This is a genomic window from Haladaptatus sp. R4, assembly GCF_001625445.1.
Lineage (GTDB): Archaea > Halobacteriota > Halobacteria > Halobacteriales > Haladaptataceae > Haladaptatus.
This window is the reverse complement of the sequence record NZ_LWHG01000029.1, coordinates 233,795-255,229: the sequence shown is the minus strand read 5'-3', so window position 1 is coordinate 255,229 and position 21,435 is coordinate 233,795. Positions and strand designations below refer to the sequence as shown.

Below are 21,435 nucleotides of genomic sequence, written 5' to 3'. Positions count from 1 at the left end.
TTCTTCGGCGAACACATTACTTGCTGGCGGTATAGTATCGGTCTCTCTCAAATCCGTTTGACGCAAATCAAATCCGAGAGCGAGGTTTATACATCACAATTGATTGCACAGTTGTGGAGCAGTCCTATGACGAGGCAAAACACACTACGGCGTCGACGATTCATGAGAGCCACGGCCGGGACGGGTACGGCAGCCATGCTATCCCTCGCCGGTTGTACGGGTGGATTGGGTGGGTCGGACGGATCGAAAAGCGGCAAGACCGAGTTTTGGTCGTCGCCGAACAAAGAGGAACTGGCGTTTCACAAGAACGCAAAGAAAGCGTTCCTCGAAGCCCACGACTCGAAACTGAAAGTGAAGCCGGTCCCCGAGGGAGATAGCTCCGAACAAGTCGTCCTCTCGGCGCTCGCCTCCGGTACCGAACCGGACGTGTTCGCGAACGTGTTTCCCGGCTTCGCCGCCCAACTGCAGGAGAACAGTGCCGCGAAGAACCTGTACGACATCGATGGCGCGAAGAAGTTCGTAACCGAGCGGTGCGGCGAGACCATTTTGAAACGCTACGAGGCGCCCGACGGGGGCCTGTATCAGACGCCGTGGAAGGCGAACCCGGTGTTGTTCCAATACAACGATACCGTTCTCAAGAAAGCCGGATTCAAAAGCCGGGACGACTATCCGACGACGCTGTCCGGGTTGATCGAGGCCGGGAAAAAGATCGTTGGCGACGGCAATGCGAAGGTCCTGTGGGATCGAGCGCCCAAACCGACGTGGTACGAGCGGTGGTTCGACTTCATCCCGCTGTACCTCGCCGCGTCGGAGGGGAAGGAGTCGATGTTTACCCAAAAGGGTGACGGCGTCGAACCCGCGTTCAACAACGAAACCGCGAAGACGGTTCTCCAGTTCTTCGCCGACCTCTACGGTGCCGATCTCGCCCCGACACAGGGAAGCGAGAAGCCGAAATTCCCGCACGACGAGGCGGTCATCAACTCCGGTGGACCGTGGGTCATCCCGTACTTCGAAGGCGTCAACAAGGACGTCTCGATGTCACACTTGACTCCGCCTGTCCCGGAGGGAACGACGCCGAACGGCCACACGTACGCCGATCCGAAGAACACCTCGATCTTCGCGTCGGCGAAACAACCGAAGCAGGCGTGGGAGTTCGTGAGTTTCGAACAGGGCTCGAAGTGGGATACGAAACTCCTAAAAAAGACGCTCCAACTGCCGCTCAGAAAGGATCTCGTCGATTCTGCGAGCGGCTTCTTCGAGAAGAACCCCGATGTCAAACCGTACGCACAGGCCCTCGAAACGTCACATCCGCCGGCGTACACGCCGGAGTATTCGAAGGTCATGAACATCTTCGGCGAACAGTGTTTCGTGCCCGTCGCGCTGGGGAAGAAACCACCGCAAAAAGGGCTCGACGACGCCGAGAGCGACATCAACCAAGCACTCAACGGACAGTAACGGACACAATCTATGCCAGACGCGACAACCGAACCAGGAACGAGGAAGACGGACACGGCGACCACGAAGGGTGGATTTCGGCGGCGGTTAGCATCCCTGCCCCTTCTCGGCACCGCAACGGAACGCCTCGGCGACCACGACGACAACCTGATGGGATGGGCGCTCCTCATCCCGTGGTTCCTCTGGGCGTCGGTGTTCCTCATCGTCCCGTTCCTCTTCGCACTCTACCTGAGCTTCCACAAGTGGTCCATCATCAGCCCCGAAACGCCGTTCGTCGGTCTCGACCATTACGTCCAGTTACTGACGAGCGACCTCTTCTGGAAACTGCTCGAAAACACGCTGTACTTCTTCGTCGTGAACGTGCCGACGCAGATAGCGCTCGCTCTCGGCGTCGCGGTGTTGCTGGACCGAATCGTTCGCGGCCGGGCGTTGTACATGGCGGGATACTTCGTCCCGTACGTCACGAGCGGCGTCGTCGTCGCCGTCGTCTTCAAGTGGATTTACGCGCCCGACGGGTACATCAATCAGTTGTTGGCCGTCGCCGGTACGAAGATCGATTTCCTCGGCAGCACCTCGTGGGCGATGCCCGCCATCGCGCTGATGGTGTCTTGGAAGTTCGTGGGTTACTACGCGATCATCTTCCTCGCCAACCTCCAGTCGCTTCCGGAAACGATCTACGAATCCGCCTCGCTCGACGGTGCCAGCGAGTGGCAACAGTTCCGGTACATCACCCTGCCGTTGTTGAACCCGAGCATCCTGGTCGTCGTGATCCTCTCGACGATCACGGCGTTCCAAATCTTCACCGAACCGTTCATCATGACGAGCGGCGGGCCGAACGGTGCGACCAAAACGTTCGTCCTCGTCATCTATCGTAACGCCTTCTCGTATCTGGACATGGGCTATGCGAGCACCATCGGCGTCATCCTCGCGGCGATGATCTTCGTCATCAGCTACGTCGAGCGGAACTACGTCGATCAGGAGGTGTCGATGTAATGAGCATCGAAACCGACGACTCCGGCGTTTTCGCGGACGGCCACGAACGGTTATCCGAACTCTCGGGCAGGAAAATACTGGTGTATATCGTCCTGACGCTCGGCGTCATCCTCCCGGTGTTTCCGTTCGCGCTGATGGTCTCGATGTCGTTCAAACCGGCGAGCGACATCTACTCGTTGCACGTGATTCCGTCGTCGTTCACGCTGGAGAACTATCGGTTCCTCCTGCACAACGTTCCGATCGTTCGGCAGTTCATCAACAGCGTCATCGTCACGGGGGCCGTGGTCGTCTCGGTGGTCATCACGTCGTGTATCGTCGCCTACTCCCTCGCGAAACTGGACTGGTACGGGCGGGGCATCACGTACAACTTCATCCTCGCGACCATGATGATTCCCGGCATACTGTTGTTGATCCCGCAGTTCGTCATCATCGTCAAACTCGGCTGGGTCAACACGTATCAGGCGATGATCGCCCCCTTCGCTATCAGTTCGTTCGGAATCTTCCTCCTGACTCAGTTCTTCAAGCAGTTCCCGGACAGCCTCATCGATGCCGCACGAATGGACGGCTGTAACGAACTCGACATCGTCTTCCGTATCGTGCTCCCCAACTCGATGCCAGCCATCGCGACGGTCGCTATCTTCACCTTCATGAACCGCTGGAACCAGATGCTCTGGGACCTCATCGTCATCAAGAACGAGAACATGTACACGCTCCCGGTGAGCATCACCCTGTTCGCCAAAACCGGCCTCTACGGCAACAGTTTGGGGCCGTTGATGGCCGGTGCGACGCTCCTTTCGGTGCCGACGATACTGCTGTTCCTCCTGTTACGGCGGTATTTCATCAGGGGCGTCACGATGTCCGGGCTCAAAGTATAGCCGTTCGAAAAAGGAGAATACCATCAATGGTTTACGACACTCACCGAAATCGAGTCAATTTCATCGGACTCTCGAAGGAGGCCGTCGCAGCAGCGTATCGGTCACTCCCCGTTATCGTCGCCGTGAGCGTCTGTTGGTGTCTTTTGGCACCGACTATCGTTCTCCTCGGTCCGGCGACTGCCACCGCCGTCGCCGCCGCCGGTGCCGTGCTCCGCGGCGACCGGTTCCGACTCGGTACCGCGACAACCGCGGTCAGACGGTATTTCTGGCGGAGTCAGTTCCCGCTCGTACCGACGTTCGTTCTCATCGACGTCGTGGGACTCTCGTGGTTGCAGTTCCACCGAACCGGCGAACTTGCGTACGGAATTCTCGCGTTTTTCGCGGTCGATACGCTGGTCGTGCTCCTCGTGTTGTTGCTGTACTACTACCCCCTCCTGGTCGATGCCGACCGCTCTGCTCGGGAGACGGCACGACGCTCCGCGGAACTCGCGTTCGAGCGGTTCGTTCCGACCGTCGGCCTGATCGCGTTCTGTCTCTCTCTCGGTCTCCTCTTTGGGTTTACTGTCGCGGGGTTCCTCCTCCTCGGCCCCGGCGTGGTCGCGACGGTCCTGACGCTCGCAACGCGATACCTCTCGACGGGAGCATCGTAGCGGTGTGATACCTCTCGACGGAAACATCGTCGCGGTGTGATACCTCTCGACGGAAACATCGTCGCGGTGTGGGCCGACGGACGCTCGTTCGCGTCCTCCGTCGGACCGATGGGTTATCGCCCACGCGTAAAAGAACGTCAGGTGTTGCTCAGATCAGATGTCGCTCAGATCGACCGTAATCTCGTCGACCGCGAGCGATATCTCCTTCTCGACGCCGCCGTTGTCACTCACGTTGAACCGCGAGGCGGCGAGTCCGGCCTCTTCGAGTTGTTTCACGTGTACGGAAACCGTCCCCTTCGAAAGACCGACCAGTTCGGTCAGTTCGTGAATCGTTCGCGTTTCGGTCGATAACGCCTTGATTATCTCCCACCTGGTGTCGGACCCCATCGCCGTCGCAACGGACAGGATTTCGGACCCGTCGGGTTCGAGCGTCCGTCGGGGACGCGGGTGGGACCGTGCGTTGGGGACTTGCCGAGTAAAGCGTGAATTGTTCATGGTGAGTGGTGGCTGGTTCGCCTCGTGAGAGACTCTCTATCGGGGTGTATTGAAATTAGGGGTGATATTCGATAATGACCGACGATGTTTGATAGAGTCCAAAGATAGAAGAATTCGGTCGATAGGAGCCATAGAGTTAAACTTCCGCATCTATTCGAATAGAACATTGCGATGTCCGGAGGGAACACAGACGAGCCATGGTGGAACACGCAGTTACTACGGGCAGTAACCCTCTACCCATGGGCGACGATGCGACCCGACGCGGAATTGAAACGACTCGCCAACAACGGCGTAAACACGGTCTTCGTCGTGACCAAGGAGAGCGACGGGCGGGTGTTCTACGATTCCGACGTCGCGCCGAACGAGGTTCCCGGCCGCGATCTGCTCGGCGAACTCACCGACGCCGCGGCGGTACACGACATCAACATCGTTCCGACGATCTTCGTCCTCTGTGACAAATACCTCCTCGAACAGTACCCCGAAACGGTCCAGATAGCGAAGGAGGGGACGGAAATCCGGTATCCGAACGTCTCGGCCGAGCACATGCACTGGGCGTGCCCGAGTCACGACGTCGTCTCGGAGCATCTCCACGCGATCACCCGCGAGATAGCCGAGTACGACGTCGATGGGATTCAGTTCACCCACTTCGAATTTCAGCCGATAGTCAACGGCGAATCCAGCTACCTCTCCTGTTACTGTGATAACTGCCGGGAGCAGTACGAACTCGGTGACGTCCCGGACCGATCGACGGAATGGATCGACCGACGGTGTAAGCAGACCGCCTCGCTCCTCCGGAAACTGAGCGATCCGTTCCGCGACCGATCCGATTTCCTCGTCAACATCGAACTGGAAGCGTTCTCGGACCTCGAAACGGCCATCGACGACAGTCGAAGGATTCTCGGCGTCGATCAACGCGACGTCGCGCGGTATGCCGACATGCTCACTCCACGGACGGCACACATCGACCTCGACATGCATCCGGTGTGGATCCGTGAAGTCGTCCGCTCGTTTCGGGAGGAGACGAACTGCCCGATCACACCCTCCATTCGAACCGGACGGGGGGAACGACCGTTCAATCGGTTGGAGGAGGACGAACTGGTCAGCGCGATTCAACTCGCGCTCCACGGCGGCGCACACGGCGTTTCGCTCTTCTCGGACGGGGCGAACATCGGCCGGTTAACCGCCGATCAGTGGGACACCGCGACCGAGATGTTCGACGAACTCGATTACTTCGACCGGGAATACGGTCCGGCGAGCAGGCGCTAGGCGGAATCGACCGTTCCCGGTCGTCGTTTGAATATTTTCGAAAATGTTCGTCTCCGGGCCACTTCGAGGCCAATCGTTTTGGTATCCCTTCACAGACTACAGAATTAGTATGGGTACGCTTCGGATCGATCGATTGGTCAAGTCGTTCACTACGGCGGACAGTACAGGCGAAGTCGTCGCGGTCGATACGTTGGATATCACCGTCGAAGAGGGGGAGTTCCTCGTCCTTCTCGGACCGAGCGGGTGCGGGAAATCGACGACGCTCCGCTGCATCGCGGGTCTCGAAACACCGACGACCGGTGCGATACGTCTCGACGAAACGGATATCACGGACGACTCGCCACAGCAACGGGATATGGCGATGGTGTTCCAGGACTTCGCGCTCTATCCGCACATGACCGCCGCTGAAAACATGAGTTTCGGGTTGAAGATGACGACCGACCTGTCGGACGACGAACGGTCGAAACGCGTCGACGATGCGGCATCCATCATGGACATCGAGGACATCCTCGACAAAAAACCGGCACAGGTCTCGGGAGGGCAGAAACAACGGATCGCACTCGGTCGCGCCATCGTCCGCGATCCGGAGGTGTTCCTGATGGACGAACCGTTGTCGAACCTCGACGCGAAGCTTCGGGCACAGATGCGGACCGAGATCCAGCGGCTTCACCGGAAACTCGGTGTGACGACGATCTACGTCACCCACGACCAGACGGAAGCGATGACGATGTCCGACCGTATCGCCGTGTTGAACAACGGAGAGCTTCAACAGATCGGCACGCCGGAGTACGTCTATCACCATCCCGTGAACCGGTTCGTCGCAGGCTTCCTCGGCGAACCGTCGATGAACTTCCTCGAAGTCGAACTGGACGAGACGGACGGCCGGTACGTTTTGACGGCCGACGACGCCGACGCTCCGTTCGCCTATCCGATCGACGAGACGACGGTCCGGCAATGTGAGTTGACGGTGGGCCAGCGACTGACGATGGGCGTCCGACCGGAGGACATCTCGGTGACGGACGACGGGACGGCGAACGACTGTCGTCAGACCGCGATGCTCGACGTCGTCGAACCGATGGGGAGCGACGATTTCCTCCACCTCCTCGTCGCCTCCGACTCGTGGACCGCCCGCGTCGATGACGACGTGGAAGCCACGGAGGGTGAGTCCATCTCCTACGTCTTCGAGGAAACCGACCTCCACCTCTTCGCGGACGACGGAACCACGCTCAAGTCCGCAGGACTCGGCGAGGAAGCCTTCCACATCGATTCCGAGCCAGAACCCATCTCGGAAACGACGCGGTCGGTGGATTCGGAGGCGTGAAAACGAGCGCCGCTTCTACGGCGTCGTCGGCGAGCGGTCGTCAGTTCGATCCATTCCGTCCCGTTCGAGACGACGAGTTCCGGTTGTCCATCGGAATCGGGGTCCCACGAGCGGCCGTCGGCGAGCGCGACGCGGCCGAGTCGGTGTTCGGGGGCGGCGGAGCGTGGTTCGAATTCGAAGTACGACGCGTCGCGGTAACTCCCCCTGTATCGCTCCCCTTCGAAGGTCTGCTGTGTGGCGGCGGGCCACTTCCTCGTCGATCCGTCCACGTACAGGGTTCCGCCGCCGTGTTCGACGATGTTCTCGACGGCTCCCGCGATGAACGGGTTGTGGAAGTACGTCCCCTGTTCGGCCGAGGCGGGAAATCGGGGGCCGTCCTCGTCGATGTCCTGAATCACCGCCGTCCCGCGAACGTTGGCGAAGTAGGCGTTCTGGAAGACGTTGTATATCGCCCGCGAGTCCGCGATGTGGATCCCGTCGTACGTCGCTTCGACGTCCAAGTAGCGGAAGTGATTCGCGAACGAGTACTCCCGAATCCGCAACGCGGTGTCACCGGCGTTCTCGCCGGAACTGACGCTTCCTTCGATGCCGGAGAATTGGACGCGGCGTAGTTCAACTCCGACGCCCCCTGCCGCGTTGTGGACGCCGTAATGGTAGGTGTTCAGGACGAAGTTCAACTGACACGCCCCCGTCCCGTCCGGGTTGCTGTTGGACGTCGAGAACCGCGACCAGCAACTGTTGTACGCGTCACCCAAATCGTCGGACCCCCAGACGAAGGAAAATCCGGCACAATCCCCCTCGAATCGGACGCCGACGATTTCGACGTAGAACATGGCCGTTCCTGTCGAATCGTGGATTCGGATTCCGTTTCCGTCGTCGGAACCGCACCTGATCCGCGAGGATTCCAAGCCGTCGCCGTGGATCGCCCAGTTGTTCCGTAGATCGTCGTATTGGGCGAGGTCGATCTCCCACGCGGTCGTTCCCGTCCCGTAATACCCGCTCGGGTAGTAGATGACGCCGCCCTCGATTTCGTTCAAGCGTTCGAAGGCTTCCCGCATTCCACCGGTCCCCGAGGGGGAAACGTACGGGTCGTCGGGGGTACCGCTCCCGGAGACGGAGGGAAGCGCCGACACGACCACGGTGTTCGAACGTTGTGTTGCGGTGAGTTCGTCCACCGTGATCGATCCCACTGGCGACGCCCGTCCGAGATGGCTCGTCGATCCGTTTTGCCCGCTGTGATCGTGGTCGCGCGGTGCCCACGGTTTTTTGCCCCCGTGGTTGGGATCCCAACCACGTCCCTCACGGCGTGATGTGGGACGGAGTGCGGCGCTTCCGAGTCCCACTGCTCCCAAGAACCCGCGTCGTGTACTCCGGGTCGCCGACCGGTCTTCCGTGTCGTCGTGTCGTGTGCTCCTCCCGTGTCGTGTGTCATCGTTCATCGCGATTCGTCCATGGTCGAAACGTGGTATACACTTATCCTTCGGATTGGAGCGGAGTAAAATATGTTCGAGAACCGTTCTCCGGGGGTCCCCATACGAGAGAGGACCCAGTGCGGTCTGACGATTCCCGGTGCGGTCGGACGATGCCCAGTCCGGTCAGACGATGACGGGTTTGTCCTTCCGCAGCGCGGCTATCGTCTCCTCGTCGATGTTCAAGTGCGCCTGCACCAACTCGGGAGGCGTCAGGGCCATCCACTGATTGAGCGACACGTCGGCGAAGTGGTCGCTGCGGAACATTTCGAGGAACCGCAACGTTTCGTCTCCGGTGTTCTCGACGTAGTGGCCCATCGCGAAGGGGACGTAGCCGACGTCCCCTGCTTGGTAATCGAAGGTCCGTGCCATCCCGCTCGACGCGAAGACGGTCATCCGCCCCTTCCCACCGATGTAGTACTGCCACTCGTCGGCGTTGGGGTGCCAGTGCAGTTCACGCATCGCTCCCGGTTCGATTTCGACGAGCGCCGCCGCGATGGTGGTCGCTGCGGGGAAATCGGACGAGTCCACGATGCGAACCTGCCCCCCTTCCACCTCCTTCGGTTCTTGGTCTAGCAAGCGGTACGTGTAGCTCTCCGGAACCGTCCCCTCCGGTGAATCGACCGCGTCCTCGTCCAACGGCGGGGGGACTTCCCCGTCGAAGACGTACCGCGTGTGGTCGATGTCGTGCGGCAAGTCGTCGAAGGCTTCCTCGGGGACGCCGAAGTTCTTGGCGAGCACGTCACGCGGCGTGTGTTCGAACCAATCCGTGATGAGGAACGTCTCGTTCTCCGAGAAATCCCCGTCGTCGAACACTAACAGGAACTCACAGCCCTCCTCCAATCCCTGAATCGAGTGCGGGATGCCCGCCGGAAAGTTCCACAGGTCACCTTCGCCGACGTCGTCGATGAAGTTGTGGCCGTCCGCATCGACGGCAGTGACCCGCGCACGACCGGCGAGCATGTACGCCCACTCGGCCTCCGTGTGCCAGTGGAGTTCGCGAATCCCGCCCGGTTTGAGACGCATATTTACCCCGGCGAGGTCGGTCGCGACCGGCAGTTCGCGCTTGGTCACTTCGCGCGCCCAGCCACCCGTCGTCAGTCGGTTTCGCGCCTCCGCGAACGGGAACTTGAGGTTGGGAATCGTCCCGGCATCGGTGTCGGGCGAGGCCAACAGGTCCGGATTTTCCCGCTCAAGCGGGACGTTCCGTGGACCGAGGATGGAGGCACCTCGGTCGGCTTGAATCGGTTGCGGTTCTCCGTCGGTGGCTCTCTTGGTCTCGTCTGGCATGTTTCGGTCTCCGTTGTATCGGGCGTCTCGACGTACGTACGCGGGAGACCGGCCGAAGACGTGCGACCAAGAAAACGGTGCCCACGACGAAATCGACCGATGTCCGATTCGATCGTATCTCCCCCACCTGACCGACTATCACGCCCATCCACTATACGCCGGATAGCGACTTGAACGTGCCGCTGTACCGTTCTTGCCGGGTAGCCGATGTCCCCACGTCCCCCCATCCGAGTTGCGGGGAACCCTCTCGAAACCACGTTCGGACGTCGTCGTTTGGCGACCGAATCGCACGATTTGTGCCGACGTCGTTCGTGCGATTCGAAAATAGCACGTCCGTAATGTGTATTCGATGCTGGATAAATTATTTACCTACGCGGTGGAACCAAAGCTACCATGGGAGCAGATCACACTGGTGATGAGTTAACACGTGTCCTGTCGAAAGTCGATATCTTCGTCCTCGCGTTCGGTGCGATGATCGGTTGGGGGTGGATCATTCAGACGGGATACTGGATCGACGAGGGGGGAACGACCGGGGCGATTCTCGCGTTCGCCATCGGGAGCGTAATGGTGACGACCGTCGGCCTGATCTACGGCGAATTGGCGTCGGCGATGCCCTTCGTCGGTGGCGAACACGTCTACAGTTTACGAGCGCTCGGGCCTGCCGGGTCGTTCGTCTGTACGTGGGCGATCATCCTCGGGTACGTCAGCGTCGTCATCTTCGAAGCGGTCGCGCTGCCGTCCGCGCTCGCCTATCTCGTCCCGGGCTTCAACGTTCTCCACCTGTGGACGATCGCCGGGGAACCCGTCTACGCGACGTGGGTTCTGACGGGCGGAATCGGCGCTGTCGTGATGACGATGCTCAACTACCGTGGCGTCCGTCCCGCGGCGCAGTTCCAAACCATCCTCACGCTCATCATCGGCCTCGCAGGGGTCACCCTCGTTATCGGTGCGATTTTCAACGGACACTCGACTGCGACGCCGTCGTTCACCGATGCGGGATGGTCGGGGCTGTTCACGGTCGTCGTCATGACGCCGTTCATGTTCGTTGGATTCGACGTGATTCCGCAAGCCGCCGGTGAAGCCGACGTTTCATATCGGTCCCTCGGCCGTCTGATCGTCCTCTCGGTCGTGATGGCCGCGGTGTTTTACATCGCGGTCATCTGGGCCTCCGGGCAATCGCTTTCCGGTTCCACGCTCGTGGACAGTTCGTTGCCCGCGGCCGCCGCGCTGACCTCGCTGTTCAACAGTACGGTTATCGGTCGAATAATGGCGCTCGCGGGGATTGCCGGGATACTCACGAGTTGGAACTCGTTCATCATCGGCGGCAGTCGCGCCATGTACGCGCTCGCCGAAGCCGACATGTTACCGAGTCGGCTTGCGACCCTTCACCCACAGCACGGCACGCCATCGGCCGCCATCGCTCTCATCGGAGGTATCTCGGTGCTCGCACCGCTGTTCGGTGAGCAGATGCTCGTCTGGATCGTCGATGCGGGCAGTTTCGGCATCGTTCTTGCGTGGTTCTTCGTCGTTATCTCGTTCCTCGTGCTGCGATACCGCGAACCGAAATTGGAGCGTCCGTTCAAACTTCCCGGCGGGTACGCTATCGGCGTTCTCGGCCTCGTGCTAACCGCGTTCTTCGTCGGCCTGTATCTGCCCGGTGCCCCGTCCGCTCTCGCCTGGCCGTTCGAGTGGCTGATCGTCTTCGCGTGGTGTGTACTTGGAGTGCTTTTCTACCACTTTTCGAGTGGCTCTTCGGAGGACGTCACGATGGAAGACGCGAAAGACGCGTTCGAGTCGTTCGAGAACTGAAACGCTCCGCCTCGAAGACGGGTTTCGACGACCGTCTTCGATCTTCGGTAACCGTTTTCTGTATACGATCCCTATGAAAGTTATGTCAGCAACATTCCGTCGGCCGCGCGGGCTTGCGATTCTGGTTGGAGCGTGGCTGCTCGCTCTCGCTGGCGTCGGCCTCCTCTTCGGGACCCGACTCGTCGGTGCCCTCCTCACCAGTACCGATCTCCCGTTCCTGCTTCTCGCTACGGGCGTGGGAGTGCTCGTTTTCAGCTACGTGAACTATCGAACGAGCGCCAAGCGTCTCCTTCCGCGTCTCGACGCGGTTCCGCTCGCCGCGGCCCGCCCTCCGGGAATCGACGCGAGCATCGACAGATTGGTTCGGCGGATGCGTATCGACCGACCGGACGTCTACATTGCCCGACTCGGCCACCCGAACGCGTTCGCCCTCGGACGGCGGACGCTCGTGATCGACCACTCGCTCGTCCGGTTACTGACGCCCGCGGAACTCGAAGGCGTCCTCGCTCACGAACTCGCCCATCTAGAGGGTCACGATAGCCTCCTCCAAACGCTGGCCATGAGTCTCCTACGGACGATGGCGAGCCTCGCTCTCGTTGTAGTCCTCCCGTTCGTGGTGCTCGTCTCCGTGAGTTGCTGGGGGCTGTCGCTGATCATGGGTCGGCCGGTGCGAGGTCCATCCAGCGTCGGTAGCAGCCTACGACGTGGACTGGCTGGAATCGTGATGGGGCTGTTCGCCGCTCCGACGCTGACGCTCCAAGCGTACTCCCGACGGCGGGAGTACGCCGCCGACCGGCGGGCCGTGGCGGTACTCGACGACCCGCTGGCGTTTGCCCGTGCACTCGAAAAGCTCCAACGTGCGAGCGAGCCCGGTTGGGGGTTGTTTTCGTGGGTGTTCCCGGACCGCAACAGGCGGACGGAGCAGACGCCACTCGAACGAGCGTTCGCGAGCCACCCGCCGACGGACGAACGCGTGAGTCGCGTCCGCGAGGCCGCAACTACCGTCGGACGCCACGAAACGGGCCGATGGCACAACGTCGAAATCCGCTGATTCCAGCAGAACCAGCGTGTTCGACTTCCTTTTTCGAACGCTCTAATTCCACGGCGACAGCCCTCCTCGGAACTGTTCGGTACGAACAGAGAACCCTGTTTTCCGATGAATTGACTGTAAAACGGTCGCGGGAACACCGCGGTTCACGTCCGAACTGACCTCGGCACACCTCGTTTGTCCTTCTTTCGTTCGTGGGGAAACAGATCCGTCTGGTCTTCGTCCGTTCCTGTTACTCATGTGACTTCGCGATTTCGGGGAGGTACCAACCATTGGAAATTCATATAGAATACAATATTATTTGACCGATACGGATTCCCATCCATTGTTATACATGGGCAGAACCGATTCAAACATCTCGTTGCAGAACCGTTTCCCCATCTCCTCGGCGTTCTCGGGTTATCAGTCTATATTCGATAGACGCTCTACTATACGGATATCTATCGGACCGAGGGGAACTAGATTCGTGAAACACATCTATATTATACCAATTGACATTAGTAGGGTGTCGGAATTCTGTTTTATAGAGTGACAATTTCAACGCTGATGACCTCTCTCCCCACGTAATATTGCATAGAATACACAATATAAATGGGTGTTACCTTCGATAACGGATGGTGTTTACCGGCAATTGGTGTTACAGCGATAACCCTGTAATTGTTGTCTCTTCCTTATTGGCCGTAGTCAATGGGTTGCCATCTCCATCGTTTGGAGTTCCACCCGCCGATTTTCGGACCACGCTCGATTCAGTCATCCCCGTACGCGACCGTTTTCTATCTCGGTCGGATTTTCGCCTGACAAACGTCCCATCGATGGCAAATTCGACGGAAGCAGCGATGAACCGGACGAATGTACTCACGGACGTCGAGAGGGAATCGCGTACCAGCGGCGGGGTCGATGACCGCTGTGGAACCCACGATTTCACTCGGTAGGAAGGGGGTGGTGCATCGTTCTTCTGGCTGTGACGGTACTTATGGCGCAACTCATCACGGCGAGTGGTATCGCTACGTTGACCGGGGTATCGGGTGTGACCGGCCGCCTCGGCGACTTCGGTACCGACAGTGGTGATTTCAACACGTACACCATTGCAGTGATAGGGACCGTCACCACGACCGATACGCATTGAGTATAGCGATATATCATTTATCTTTCTGGCGTCGAACTCTCCAACTCGTTGGATCCGGAAGTCGAGGTTTCTCACCCGTCTCACATCGAGTCGATACGAATGATCGGGTTCGACGCGAGGTCGTCCACTGACGACCGTGCTTGCCATCTAATCGAACGCTTCGTCCGCCGCCGCGAACTCGTCCCAGTCCGTGACGTTCGGTGCGGCGTCAGCATCGTCGACCGCCGCGGCGGCCGATGATTCGCACTCGATCTCGGACCTCGTTTTGGCGCGCGGTACGCTAGATGGACAGGTATAATGTATACACTGACTTGGTTTTCACATGTCGATCGTCGATATCCTGATCGGTTCCGGCCCCGGACAGCGAATCGTCATCCTGGGCACGATCGTCCTCTACGTGTATCTCTCGGTTCGCCGTCCCGACGCCGCCCGCGAGAGTTTCGAGAGCGGCGCTCGGATGCTAGTCGGACTGGCAACCCTCGTCCTCGCGGCGCTGTTGCTCGCCAGTGCGATCGAGACGCTCGTCCCCGCGAGCGCCATCAGCGGACTCGTCGGTGGGTCGGCGGGGACGACCGGCGTGTTGCTCGCCGGTGTGCTCGGTGGGGTTCTTCCCGGTGGCCCGTACGCGGTCTATCCCATCATCAGCAGCGTCGTCCGACAACGGTGCACGAACCGCGTCGGTGCTGGCGATGCTCGTCGGCTACGGTGCGATCGGGTTGGGTCGGGTGTCGTACGGCCTCGTCTTCTTCGAAACGAGAATCGTCGCCGCCCGGGTCGCCGTGGGCGTCGTGGTGACGGTACTCTTCGGACTCGTCGCCGCGGGGGTGCTTGGTATATGAGCCGTCTCGACCTCCTGATCGGCGAATCGTGGGGACAGCGCGTCGTCATCCTCGGGACGCTCGCCGTCTACGCGTACCTCGTGGTTCGACGCCCGGCGGATGCGTGGACGGGTGTTCAACACGGTGCGACGACCGTCGTCCACCTCGCGACGCTCATCGTCGCTGCCCTCTTCCTTTCGAGTGCCATCGGGACGTTGCTGCCCGAGGATCGACTGAGCGAATTGCTCGGAGAATCGGCGGGCTTCGGCGAGGTCGCCGCCGCCGGACTCATCGCCGGTCTCATTCCCGGCGGTCCGTACGCGACGTACCCGGTCATCAAGCGCATCCAGGAGAGCGGCGCGGAGACCCCGGCAGTGTTGACGATGCTCCTCGGGTACGGCCTCATCAGCGTTGGGCGGGTTCCCTACGGTCTCGTGTTCTTCACGCCGACCATCGTCGGTCTTCGACTTCTGACCGCCGGAACCGCCACTATCATCGTCGGCATGGTGCTCTTCGCGGTTGGCGGCGTGATTCGAAACGGAGCAGTTGGGAGCTAAGTGGTCGCAGTCGCTCGTGTTCGGACCTCGTCCTTCGCGCCTGCCCCGCAACGTCACGTGTCTGGGTCGTAGCTAGTACCGTCGTCGATAGCTCGTGACAGTCGCCATCAGTCGTCCGCAATTCGAGCCTTCGCGTCCGTCGCTGCGACAGTTACCGGTGAATCGCCATAGCCGACACAGGCATACGAGCCTTCGACAGTTTCGACGACGGGTGCGTTACACGAAATACATTTGATCGCTGCTGCACGAACGGATTTTGGATATCTTGCCATAGTTGGTCGTTTACTGCGTTCTATCTCTCTTTGAACCGACAATCGGCTGTACATTCACCGCAAACTTCATCTATATTATATATCTACACGCTCTAAACGTCATATCATCTTAATTTTGTTCAGTTATGAACATACGACGATAAGACATACGTTTTTCGGTGGCGGATACAAGGATGAAACGTCTATCACGAAATGAAATTCCGAATCCCTGACCGATGGTTCCTCGGTCAGGAATGAGGGGTGACGAGGTCCGTTCGTAACCACGAACTGGCCGAGGGAGGAGGTACCAGGGATTGACTCCGTGGGACATTCGTACATCTTTCTTCGCTTTCACGTTATAATGCGTAGAAATATCTGTTGAAAAATTTGAAGTTAATCATCGGTCGGTCGTCCCGCCCGACCCGTTCGTGTCGTCGGTGACCGTGGGAACGGCGGTCCGCTCCCACGAAGTTTATCACTGTCCTGCTGATACGATCCACTATCGATGACTGATACTAGGCGGGCATACCTCTCGACCATCGGAACCGTGGTCGTTGGAGGGTGTCTCGGGAACCGTGCCGGTTCGACCACTGGTGGTGGGAGCAGTCCGTCTAGTGACACCCGGGCCACCGGCCAGGAGACGACCGACGCTACCGATTCGTCCCGGGCCCGTCCGACCGACGGTCGCGGAACGCACGAAACGACCATCGGATTCGCCGGGGACGCGATGGTCGGACGCAGTCTCAACCGTATCTACGGCGATGCGGGTGTCGATCCCGCGACGATCTGGGGGGACTTTCAGCCACGACTCGACGCCCTCGACGGCGTCTTCTGTAACCTCGAATGCTCTCTCTCGAAGCGCGGTGAACGGTTTCCCGACCGTGTGTACTACTTCCGGGGAAATCCCGACTGGGCAGTCCCTGCGCTCGACGCAGGAAACGTTCGGTTCACGAACCTGGCGAACAATCACGCGATGGATTTCGGCGCAGTGGCCCTGACCGACACGATAGACGCGCTCGACGACGGCGGTATCGAGAACGCGGGCACCGGCGCAACCCCGTCGGCCGCGTGGGAACCGGCCACGTTTTCCGTGGGGGACATCGACGTCGCCGTCGTTTCGTTCTCGGACGAGTACGAGGTGTACGCCGCCGCCAGCGACCGACCGGGAATCGCGTGGGCCGAGACCGACCCCCGGAACCGGCGGACCAGACGACTCGTCGGGGACGCCATCGAACGCGCCAAATCCGGGAATCCGGACCTCCTCGTCGTCTCGCTCCATTGGGGGGAGAACTGGATCGAGAGACCCAGCGACCGACTCGTCGCGTTCGGCCACTGGCTCGTCGATCAGGGTGCGGACCTCGTTCACGGCCACAGCGCGCACGTCGTCCAAGCCGTCGAGCGGTACGGCGACGGCGTTATCCTCCACGATACCGGCGACCTCGTCGATGACTTCGGCATCAAGGACGACCTGGGAAATCACGACAGCTATCTGTTCGAACTCACGCTCGACGGCGGGAGTTTCGAGAAAATCCGGCTCGTTCCGTTCCATATCGACGACGGCGTCTCCCCCCCGACCGAGAACCAGGCGGCTTGGCTCCGGAAGACGATGCGTGACCGCTCGGATCAGTTCGACACGACGTACGAACGGGATGGCAACGGTCTCGTGGTAAGACTGTAAACCGTCCTCGACCGGCGTTCTACGGCGTAGGGACTCCAAAAGGGACGACGATGGATCGACTTCGCAGTAAATTGCTTTCATCGATAAATTTGATGAAATCTCCCGGAGTGATATGTTTAAATGTAACCACTTGGACGATCCCGTCCGAGTGCCGGATAGATGTTCGTACGACGATGCCCCGACCAAACTGGTCCGGGAATATCATTTTTAGATAACAAGTCGAGTATCGGTTGGGGGAACCAAAATGAAGCAAACCAGACGTCAGGTACTCAAAATCATCGGCGTGAGCAGCATCCCCATTCTCGGGGGGATTTCGAGCGCCCAGGAGATGACTAGCAGTCAAAGCGGGAACACGAGTCGCGTTCGGGTCATCCACGCGATTCCGGACGCCCCGGAAGTGGACGTTTACGTCGACGGAAATCGAGTCCTTGAGAACGTCGCGTTCAAAGACGTGAGCGACTATCTCGAACTCGACGCGGGGAAACACACCGTACAGGTCGCGCCAGCGGGGCAAGGGCGGGGGAGTGCGGTCATCGACGAGCAGGTCGCCCTCGATGCGAACACCGATTACACGATCGCTGCCGGGGGAACACTCGACAGTCCGCAGGCGTTCGTGTTCGTCGACGAGAACCAAGTGCCGTCCGGAGACCAGGCGCGCTTGCGGGCGGTTCACCTCTCGCCCGACGCACCGGCGGTCGATATCGCAGCGGACGGCGACGTCCTCGTCAAAGGATTGGAGTTCGGCAACGCCAGCGATTACGTCGAGGTACCCGCGGGGTCGTACACCATCGAGATCCGACCCGCAGGTACGAACGAGGCCGCCGCCACGTTCGACGTGACCCTCGAAAGCGGTACGGTGGTTTCGGCGTTCGCCGTCGGGCTCCTGCAGACGAGCGACAAGGCACAGGCCTTCGATCTTCTGCCGACGGTTGACGCTCCAAGCGAGATGACGGCGACCACGACGACGATGTAGCGACGATGTCGTGCGAAACGACGCCGCATTTGTTTTGATGGTCTTCGGTGAGAGTAACCGCCTTCGACTCGATGTCGAGTGGCCCGTTGGTCCCGTCTCGGTGGGACGGTAACGGTACAGCGCCCGGCCATGTCGATGGGAGGAGTCGGCGTCCAGGGACCGCAAAACGTGTTGAAGGAGTCGATGCCCAAGGACCGCGAACGCGACCTCGGTCTGGTATCGACGACAGCTACCGGCATCGGTGCGATGGTCGGGAGCGGTATCTTCATCTTACCCGACGAAATGTGACGGCCGGTCAGAGAACACCCTCATCGGACAGTCGCTCGATATCCGCTTCCGTATATCCGTACTCGGAGAGGATTTCTTCCGTGTGTTCGCCGAGGAGCGGTGGGTGCGTACGGACCCCCGCCGGTGTCTTCGAGAGGTGCATCGGGCTTCCCGCCATCTCGACCTCGCCTGCGGTCGGGTGGGAGACCGACCACTGCATGTCCCGTGCGGCGACCTGCGGGTTCTCGAAGACGTCCTCCATGTCCTTGACGTCGCTCGCCGGAACGCCGTACTCGTCCATCAGGGAGAGAATCTCTTCGGTCGTGGCAGCCTCGAAGGCCGGTTCGAGCGCCGTATCGAGCGCATCGCGGTTCTCGACGCGGTCCGCGTTCGTCGCGAACCGGTCGTCATCGACGAGTTCCTCGCGGTCGATGGCGGCGCAGAACTTCGGCCAGAGGTTCGGCGAGGGAACCGCGACGATGACGTATCCGTCCATCGTCGGAAACGCTTGATACGGCGCGAGGGTCGGATGTTTGCTGCCCATCCGACCCGGTGGTGTCCCCGTCGCGAAGTAGTTGGAGGCCATGTAACTCATCCACGCGACCTGCCCGTCGAGCAGCGAAACGTCGATCTTTTGGCCGGTCCCGTCGCCGAGTTCGCGTTCGAGGAGCGCGGCGAGGATGGCCTGTGTGGCGTACATCCCCGCGCCGATGTCGGCGATGGCGACACCCACCCGAACGGGGGCACCGTCGGCTTCGCCGGTGATGCTCATCAGTCCCCCTTCCGCCTGCATGATGAGGTCGTAGGCGGGACGGTCCTTGTCCGGTCCCCATTCACCGTATCCCGAGAGGGCACAGTAGACGAGGCCGGGATTGTCCTCCCGGAGCGTCGCGTAATCGAGTTCCCACTCCTCCATCGTGCCGACACGGAAGTTCGAGACGACGACGTCGGCTTCGCTCGCGAGGTCGCGGAAGAGCGCGCGGCCGTCGTCGCTCGCGAGGTCGAGCGTCATCGAACGCTTGTTACGGTTCACGCTGAGGTAGTACGCGCTCTCGTCCGATTCGCCGTACGTCGGTGGATGCCACCCGCGCGTCTGATCACCGACGCCCGGTTGTTCTATCTTGATGACGTCCGCGCCGAGGTCCCCCAACTGCATGGTGCAGAACGGACCGACGAGGACGCGAGACGCATCGAGAACCGTGACACCGTCGAGGGGACCGGTATCGGTATCCGGATGGCGGGCTTCACCGACCATCTACCGGTCACCCACGGGACGTTCGGTCGTCCTGTGTCCGACCATCTCGTGATCGTCGCCCGTCCGGCCGCGACGGGGTCGGTCCTCGATCATCGACTCCTCGGCAAGCGAAGTGGTCTGTCCCATCGTCTACGACGTGTTTCGAACAATCCGGGTTAAACTGTTTCGGCGAACCGGGATCGAAGGCGACCCACGAACGCTCGCGACCAAGGGTCATAACGTGTCCACGATCCAGCTAATGTCGGTTCCCGTTTCCTTTGATCTTCCCCTAACGGGAGGTCAAGATTTTGCTACAGTATCGCAATCATCACACAATACAACGTCCACTCTCCATCGATTTCGACCCGAATGAAGACAGCACGTTCTCCTTCCGCTTCCGATCTTCGGGTGGGTCTTTACACAACTCCATATCTGTCGAAAATCAAAAATTTGGGTTCACAACATACGAAATGGCCGATTATCCTATGTATAGATGGACGAATATCACTATATCATCTCACTCACATCGTGGTCATCGAAGCCGACCCGCGACCCGAACACACGTGTTTGACGTCCGGTCGATAGCCGAATCTACCCGATCAATATTGTAGTAATCAAACAACACTAATGGCGATGAATCGAACGACAATTTGGTACTCACGGCCCGGTGGACAATAAGTGACCGACCGTTCGTCGGAACTCCTCGTCACGGGGTTCGTTTTACCGTACCGTCAAACGCTAAGTGGGTACCGGACGAACGGCGTACTAGGTGAAATCTGGGCGTCGCAGCGCGGCCAGTTGACGCTTCCGAGCCTACACATGAATTCGACGAATCCAACGAAGAGACCGACTGACGCGGAGTATCTGGACGAAGACGACCGCTCGTACCCACGGGAACTCCTCAATTTACCCTGGTTCGACGGGCACAATCACGCACACACCCTCTCCTGGGACGACCGGGAACGCTACGCGCTCTCGGGATGCGAGGGGATGGTCATGGTCGCGTCCGGCTATCACTGGACTCCCTACAAACCGGTTCGTGCCGAGGACGTACGGTTTCTCTGGGACGACGCTATCAACCGTCGGGCGGCGATAGAGCGCAACCACTTCTTCGAGGCGCGACTCGGACTGGGTATCCACACCGGGGTCCGGATAGAGAACCCGGACGAACTCGTCGAGGCCATGGACCGGTACTGCGAGTTGGACGAAGTCGTCGCCGTCGGGGAGACGGGAGTCACGCCCGCCCAACACGTCGAAGCCTGGGACGTGGACGAACAGCGCGCCATCGTTCGCGCCCAGATGGAACTCGCCGACCGTCACGGCCTGCCGATCATCCTTCACACGCCGAACCAGTCCGGTTCGTCCGGGCGGTCCTATCGCCCGGAATTCGGTATCCCGGGGTACGAGAAGAACACCTCGTTGGGACAGGACCCCGTCATCACGGGAGAGAACCCGGCGTTACGGGCCGTCGAGATGGACGTCGAGGAGCGCGCGCCGTCGGACTGCCCGAGGAGCGAGTCGTCGCGTCTCACGCCGACCGGAACAACGTCGATTACCTCATGCGCGAGACCGACTGCTACCTCAGTTTCACCATCGGTCACTCGTGGCTCGTCGGCGTCGGACCGGCGGACGTCGCGAACGCCATCGACGAGTACGGACCGGAGCGGATCATGATCGACACCGACTGCGCCAACGTCCTTCGCACTGACCCGGACGCGATAAAACGAGCGATGTTCGAACTGTACCGGTACGGCATCGACACGGAGTCGATTCGAAAAGTGGTGTTCGAGAACCCCCGCGACGTGTTCGGCTTCTCCGACTGACGGTTCCGATTCGATATTCTTTGCCGCGTTCGATGAC

Annotated in this window: 18 protein-coding genes and 1 pseudogene; 15 read left to right on the top strand and 4 right to left on the bottom strand. The window is 60.0% G+C overall.

The annotated features are described in order from the left end of the window. Positions 1–162 precede the first annotated feature (162 nt). The 4 genes from A4G99_RS18870 to A4G99_RS18855 are packed head-to-tail and all read left to right on the top strand — an operon-like array spanning position 163 to position 3,973. Positions 163–1,455 (top strand): extracellular solute-binding protein, encoded by a 1,293-nt coding sequence (locus tag A4G99_RS18870; RefSeq protein ID WP_066147116.1) that lies wholly within the window; start codon positions 163–165, stop codon positions 1,453–1,455. Between the two features lie 12 nt (positions 1,456–1,467). Continuing rightward, positions 1,468–2,448: a carbohydrate ABC transporter permease gene (locus tag A4G99_RS18865; RefSeq protein ID WP_082837916.1), complete on the top strand. Its 981-nt coding sequence runs from the start codon at positions 1,468–1,470 to the stop codon at positions 2,446–2,448. Then, positions 2,448–3,323, top strand: a complete 876-nt coding sequence (locus A4G99_RS18860; protein WP_082837915.1) for a carbohydrate ABC transporter permease — start codon at positions 2,448–2,450, stop codon at positions 3,321–3,323. Before A4G99_RS18865 ends, A4G99_RS18860 begins: the two co-directional genes overlap by 1 nt. Before the next feature lie 26 nt (positions 3,324–3,349). Continuing rightward, the gene (locus A4G99_RS18855; protein ID WP_066147114.1) at positions 3,350–3,973 is read left to right on the top strand and encodes a hypothetical protein; all 624 of its coding nucleotides are present in this window, start codon (positions 3,350–3,352) and stop codon (positions 3,971–3,973) included. Positions 3,974–4,126: 153 nt separating this feature from the next. On the opposite strand, the gene A4G99_RS18850 is transcribed toward A4G99_RS18855, so the two are convergent. After that, on the bottom strand, positions 4,127–4,468 hold the full coding sequence (locus tag A4G99_RS18850; protein ID WP_082837914.1) for a transcriptional regulator: 342 nt from the start codon (positions 4,466–4,468) through the stop codon (positions 4,127–4,129). A 171-nt stretch (positions 4,469–4,639) separates the two neighbouring features. Between A4G99_RS18850 and A4G99_RS18845 the strand changes: the two genes are divergently transcribed. Further along, positions 4,640–5,734: a family 10 glycosylhydrolase gene (locus tag A4G99_RS18845; RefSeq protein WP_082837913.1), complete on the top strand. Its 1,095-nt coding sequence runs from the start codon at positions 4,640–4,642 to the stop codon at positions 5,732–5,734. A gap of 109 nt (positions 5,735–5,843) precedes the next feature. Then, a complete protein-coding gene (locus A4G99_RS18840; protein ID WP_066147108.1) occupies positions 5,844–7,055 on the top strand; it encodes an ABC transporter ATP-binding protein in 1,212 nt (403 codons plus the stop codon). Between the two features lie 1,595 nt (positions 7,056–8,650). On the opposite strand, the gene A4G99_RS18835 is transcribed toward A4G99_RS18840, so the two are convergent. Beyond that, complete coding sequence (locus tag A4G99_RS18835) at positions 8,651–9,814, bottom strand: oxalate decarboxylase family bicupin (RefSeq protein WP_066147106.1); 1,164 nt, start codon at positions 9,812–9,814, stop codon at positions 8,651–8,653. Between the two features lie 393 nt (positions 9,815–10,207). Here A4G99_RS18835 and A4G99_RS18830 point away from each other — a divergent pair, with 393 nt between their 5' ends. From A4G99_RS18830 to A4G99_RS25305, 8 genes are all read left to right on the top strand, one after another. Continuing rightward, a complete protein-coding gene (locus A4G99_RS18830; protein WP_066147104.1) occupies positions 10,208–11,623 on the top strand; it encodes an APC family permease in 1,416 nt (471 codons plus the stop codon). An 82-nt stretch (positions 11,624–11,705) separates the two neighbouring features. Further along, complete coding sequence (locus A4G99_RS18825; protein ID WP_082837912.1) at positions 11,706–12,674, top strand: M48 family metallopeptidase; 969 nt, start codon at positions 11,706–11,708, stop codon at positions 12,672–12,674. 970 nt (positions 12,675–13,644) lie between these two features. Beyond that, positions 13,645–13,797, top strand: coding sequence for a hypothetical protein (locus A4G99_RS26125; RefSeq protein ID WP_190303811.1), 153 nt, complete (start codon positions 13,645–13,647; stop codon positions 13,795–13,797). 99 nt (positions 13,798–13,896) lie between these two features. Beyond that, a complete protein-coding gene (locus tag A4G99_RS26120; RefSeq protein WP_190303810.1) occupies positions 13,897–14,037 on the top strand; it encodes a hypothetical protein in 141 nt (46 codons plus the stop codon). Between the two features lie 82 nt (positions 14,038–14,119). Continuing rightward, positions 14,120–15,172, top strand: a complete 1,053-nt coding sequence (locus tag A4G99_RS27575) for a permease (RefSeq protein WP_223301994.1) — start codon at positions 14,120–14,122, stop codon at positions 15,170–15,172. A 756-nt stretch (positions 15,173–15,928) separates the two neighbouring features. After that, positions 15,929–17,101 carry a CapA family protein gene (locus A4G99_RS18810; RefSeq protein ID WP_066147100.1) on the top strand — a complete coding sequence of 391 codons (1,173 nt, stop codon included), beginning with the start codon at positions 15,929–15,931 and terminating at the stop codon, positions 17,099–17,101. Positions 17,102–17,345: 244 nt separating this feature from the next. Then, the gene (locus A4G99_RS18805; RefSeq protein WP_066147098.1) at positions 17,346–18,074 is read left to right on the top strand and encodes a DUF4397 domain-containing protein; all 729 of its coding nucleotides are present in this window, start codon (positions 17,346–17,348) and stop codon (positions 18,072–18,074) included. 78 nt (positions 18,075–18,152) lie between these two features. Further along, the gene (locus tag A4G99_RS25305; RefSeq protein WP_150123160.1) at positions 18,153–18,362 is read left to right on the top strand and encodes a hypothetical protein; all 210 of its coding nucleotides are present in this window, start codon (positions 18,153–18,155) and stop codon (positions 18,360–18,362) included. 7 nt (positions 18,363–18,369) lie between these two features. On the opposite strand, the gene A4G99_RS18800 is transcribed toward A4G99_RS25305, so the two are convergent. Both A4G99_RS18800 and A4G99_RS28905 read right to left on the bottom strand, forming a co-directional pair. Next, positions 18,370–19,596, bottom strand: coding sequence for a CaiB/BaiF CoA-transferase family protein (locus A4G99_RS18800; protein WP_066147096.1), 1,227 nt, complete (start codon positions 19,594–19,596; stop codon positions 18,370–18,372). Beyond that, positions 19,597–19,722, bottom strand: coding sequence for a hypothetical protein (locus tag A4G99_RS28905; RefSeq protein ID WP_255359128.1), 126 nt, complete (start codon positions 19,720–19,722; stop codon positions 19,597–19,599). It abuts the gene before it with no gap. 672 nt (positions 19,723–20,394) lie between these two features. Here A4G99_RS28905 and A4G99_RS18795 point away from each other — a divergent pair. Then, a pseudogene (locus tag A4G99_RS18795) lies at positions 20,395–21,398 on the top strand (TatD family hydrolase). Positions 21,399–21,435: the final 37 nt, after the last annotated feature.

Bases quoted from the DNA above. Each gene is read 5' to 3' on its own strand.
- A4G99_RS18810 (WP_066147100.1), top strand. From the start codon at position 15,929: ATGACTGATACTAGGCGGGCATACCTCTCGACCATCGGAACCGTGGTC.
- A4G99_RS18860 (WP_082837915.1), top strand. From the start codon at position 2,448: ATGAGCATCGAAACCGACGACTCCGGCGTTTTCGCGGACGGCCACGAA.
- A4G99_RS18805 (WP_066147098.1), top strand. From the start codon at position 17,346: ATGAAGCAAACCAGACGTCAGGTACTCAAAATCATCGGCGTGAGCAGC.
- A4G99_RS18855 (WP_066147114.1), top strand. From the start codon at position 3,350: ATGGTTTACGACACTCACCGAAATCGAGTCAATTTCATCGGACTCTCG.
- A4G99_RS26120 (WP_190303810.1), top strand. From the start codon at position 13,897: ATGATCGGGTTCGACGCGAGGTCGTCCACTGACGACCGTGCTTGCCAT.
- A4G99_RS18835 (WP_066147106.1), bottom strand. From the start codon at position 9,814: ATGCCAGACGAGACCAAGAGAGCCACCGACGGAGAACCGCAACCGATT.
- A4G99_RS18830 (WP_066147104.1), top strand. From the start codon at position 10,208: ATGGGAGCAGATCACACTGGTGATGAGTTAACACGTGTCCTGTCGAAA.
- A4G99_RS18865 (WP_082837916.1), top strand. From the start codon at position 1,468: ATGCCAGACGCGACAACCGAACCAGGAACGAGGAAGACGGACACGGCG.
- A4G99_RS26125 (WP_190303811.1), top strand. From the start codon at position 13,645: ATGGCGCAACTCATCACGGCGAGTGGTATCGCTACGTTGACCGGGGTA.
- A4G99_RS18850 (WP_082837914.1), bottom strand. From the start codon at position 4,468: ATGAACAATTCACGCTTTACTCGGCAAGTCCCCAACGCACGGTCCCAC.
- A4G99_RS18825 (WP_082837912.1), top strand. From the start codon at position 11,706: ATGTCAGCAACATTCCGTCGGCCGCGCGGGCTTGCGATTCTGGTTGGA.
- A4G99_RS27575 (WP_223301994.1), top strand. From the start codon at position 14,120: ATGTCGATCGTCGATATCCTGATCGGTTCCGGCCCCGGACAGCGAATC.
- A4G99_RS18845 (WP_082837913.1), top strand. From the start codon at position 4,640: ATGTCCGGAGGGAACACAGACGAGCCATGGTGGAACACGCAGTTACTA.
- A4G99_RS18840 (WP_066147108.1), top strand. From the start codon at position 5,844: ATGGGTACGCTTCGGATCGATCGATTGGTCAAGTCGTTCACTACGGCG.
- A4G99_RS28905 (WP_255359128.1), bottom strand. From the start codon at position 19,722: ATGGGACAGACCACTTCGCTTGCCGAGGAGTCGATGATCGAGGACCGA.
- A4G99_RS18800 (WP_066147096.1), bottom strand. From the start codon at position 19,596: ATGGTCGGTGAAGCCCGCCATCCGGATACCGATACCGGTCCCCTCGAC.
- A4G99_RS18870 (WP_066147116.1), top strand. From the start codon at position 163: ATGAGAGCCACGGCCGGGACGGGTACGGCAGCCATGCTATCCCTCGCC.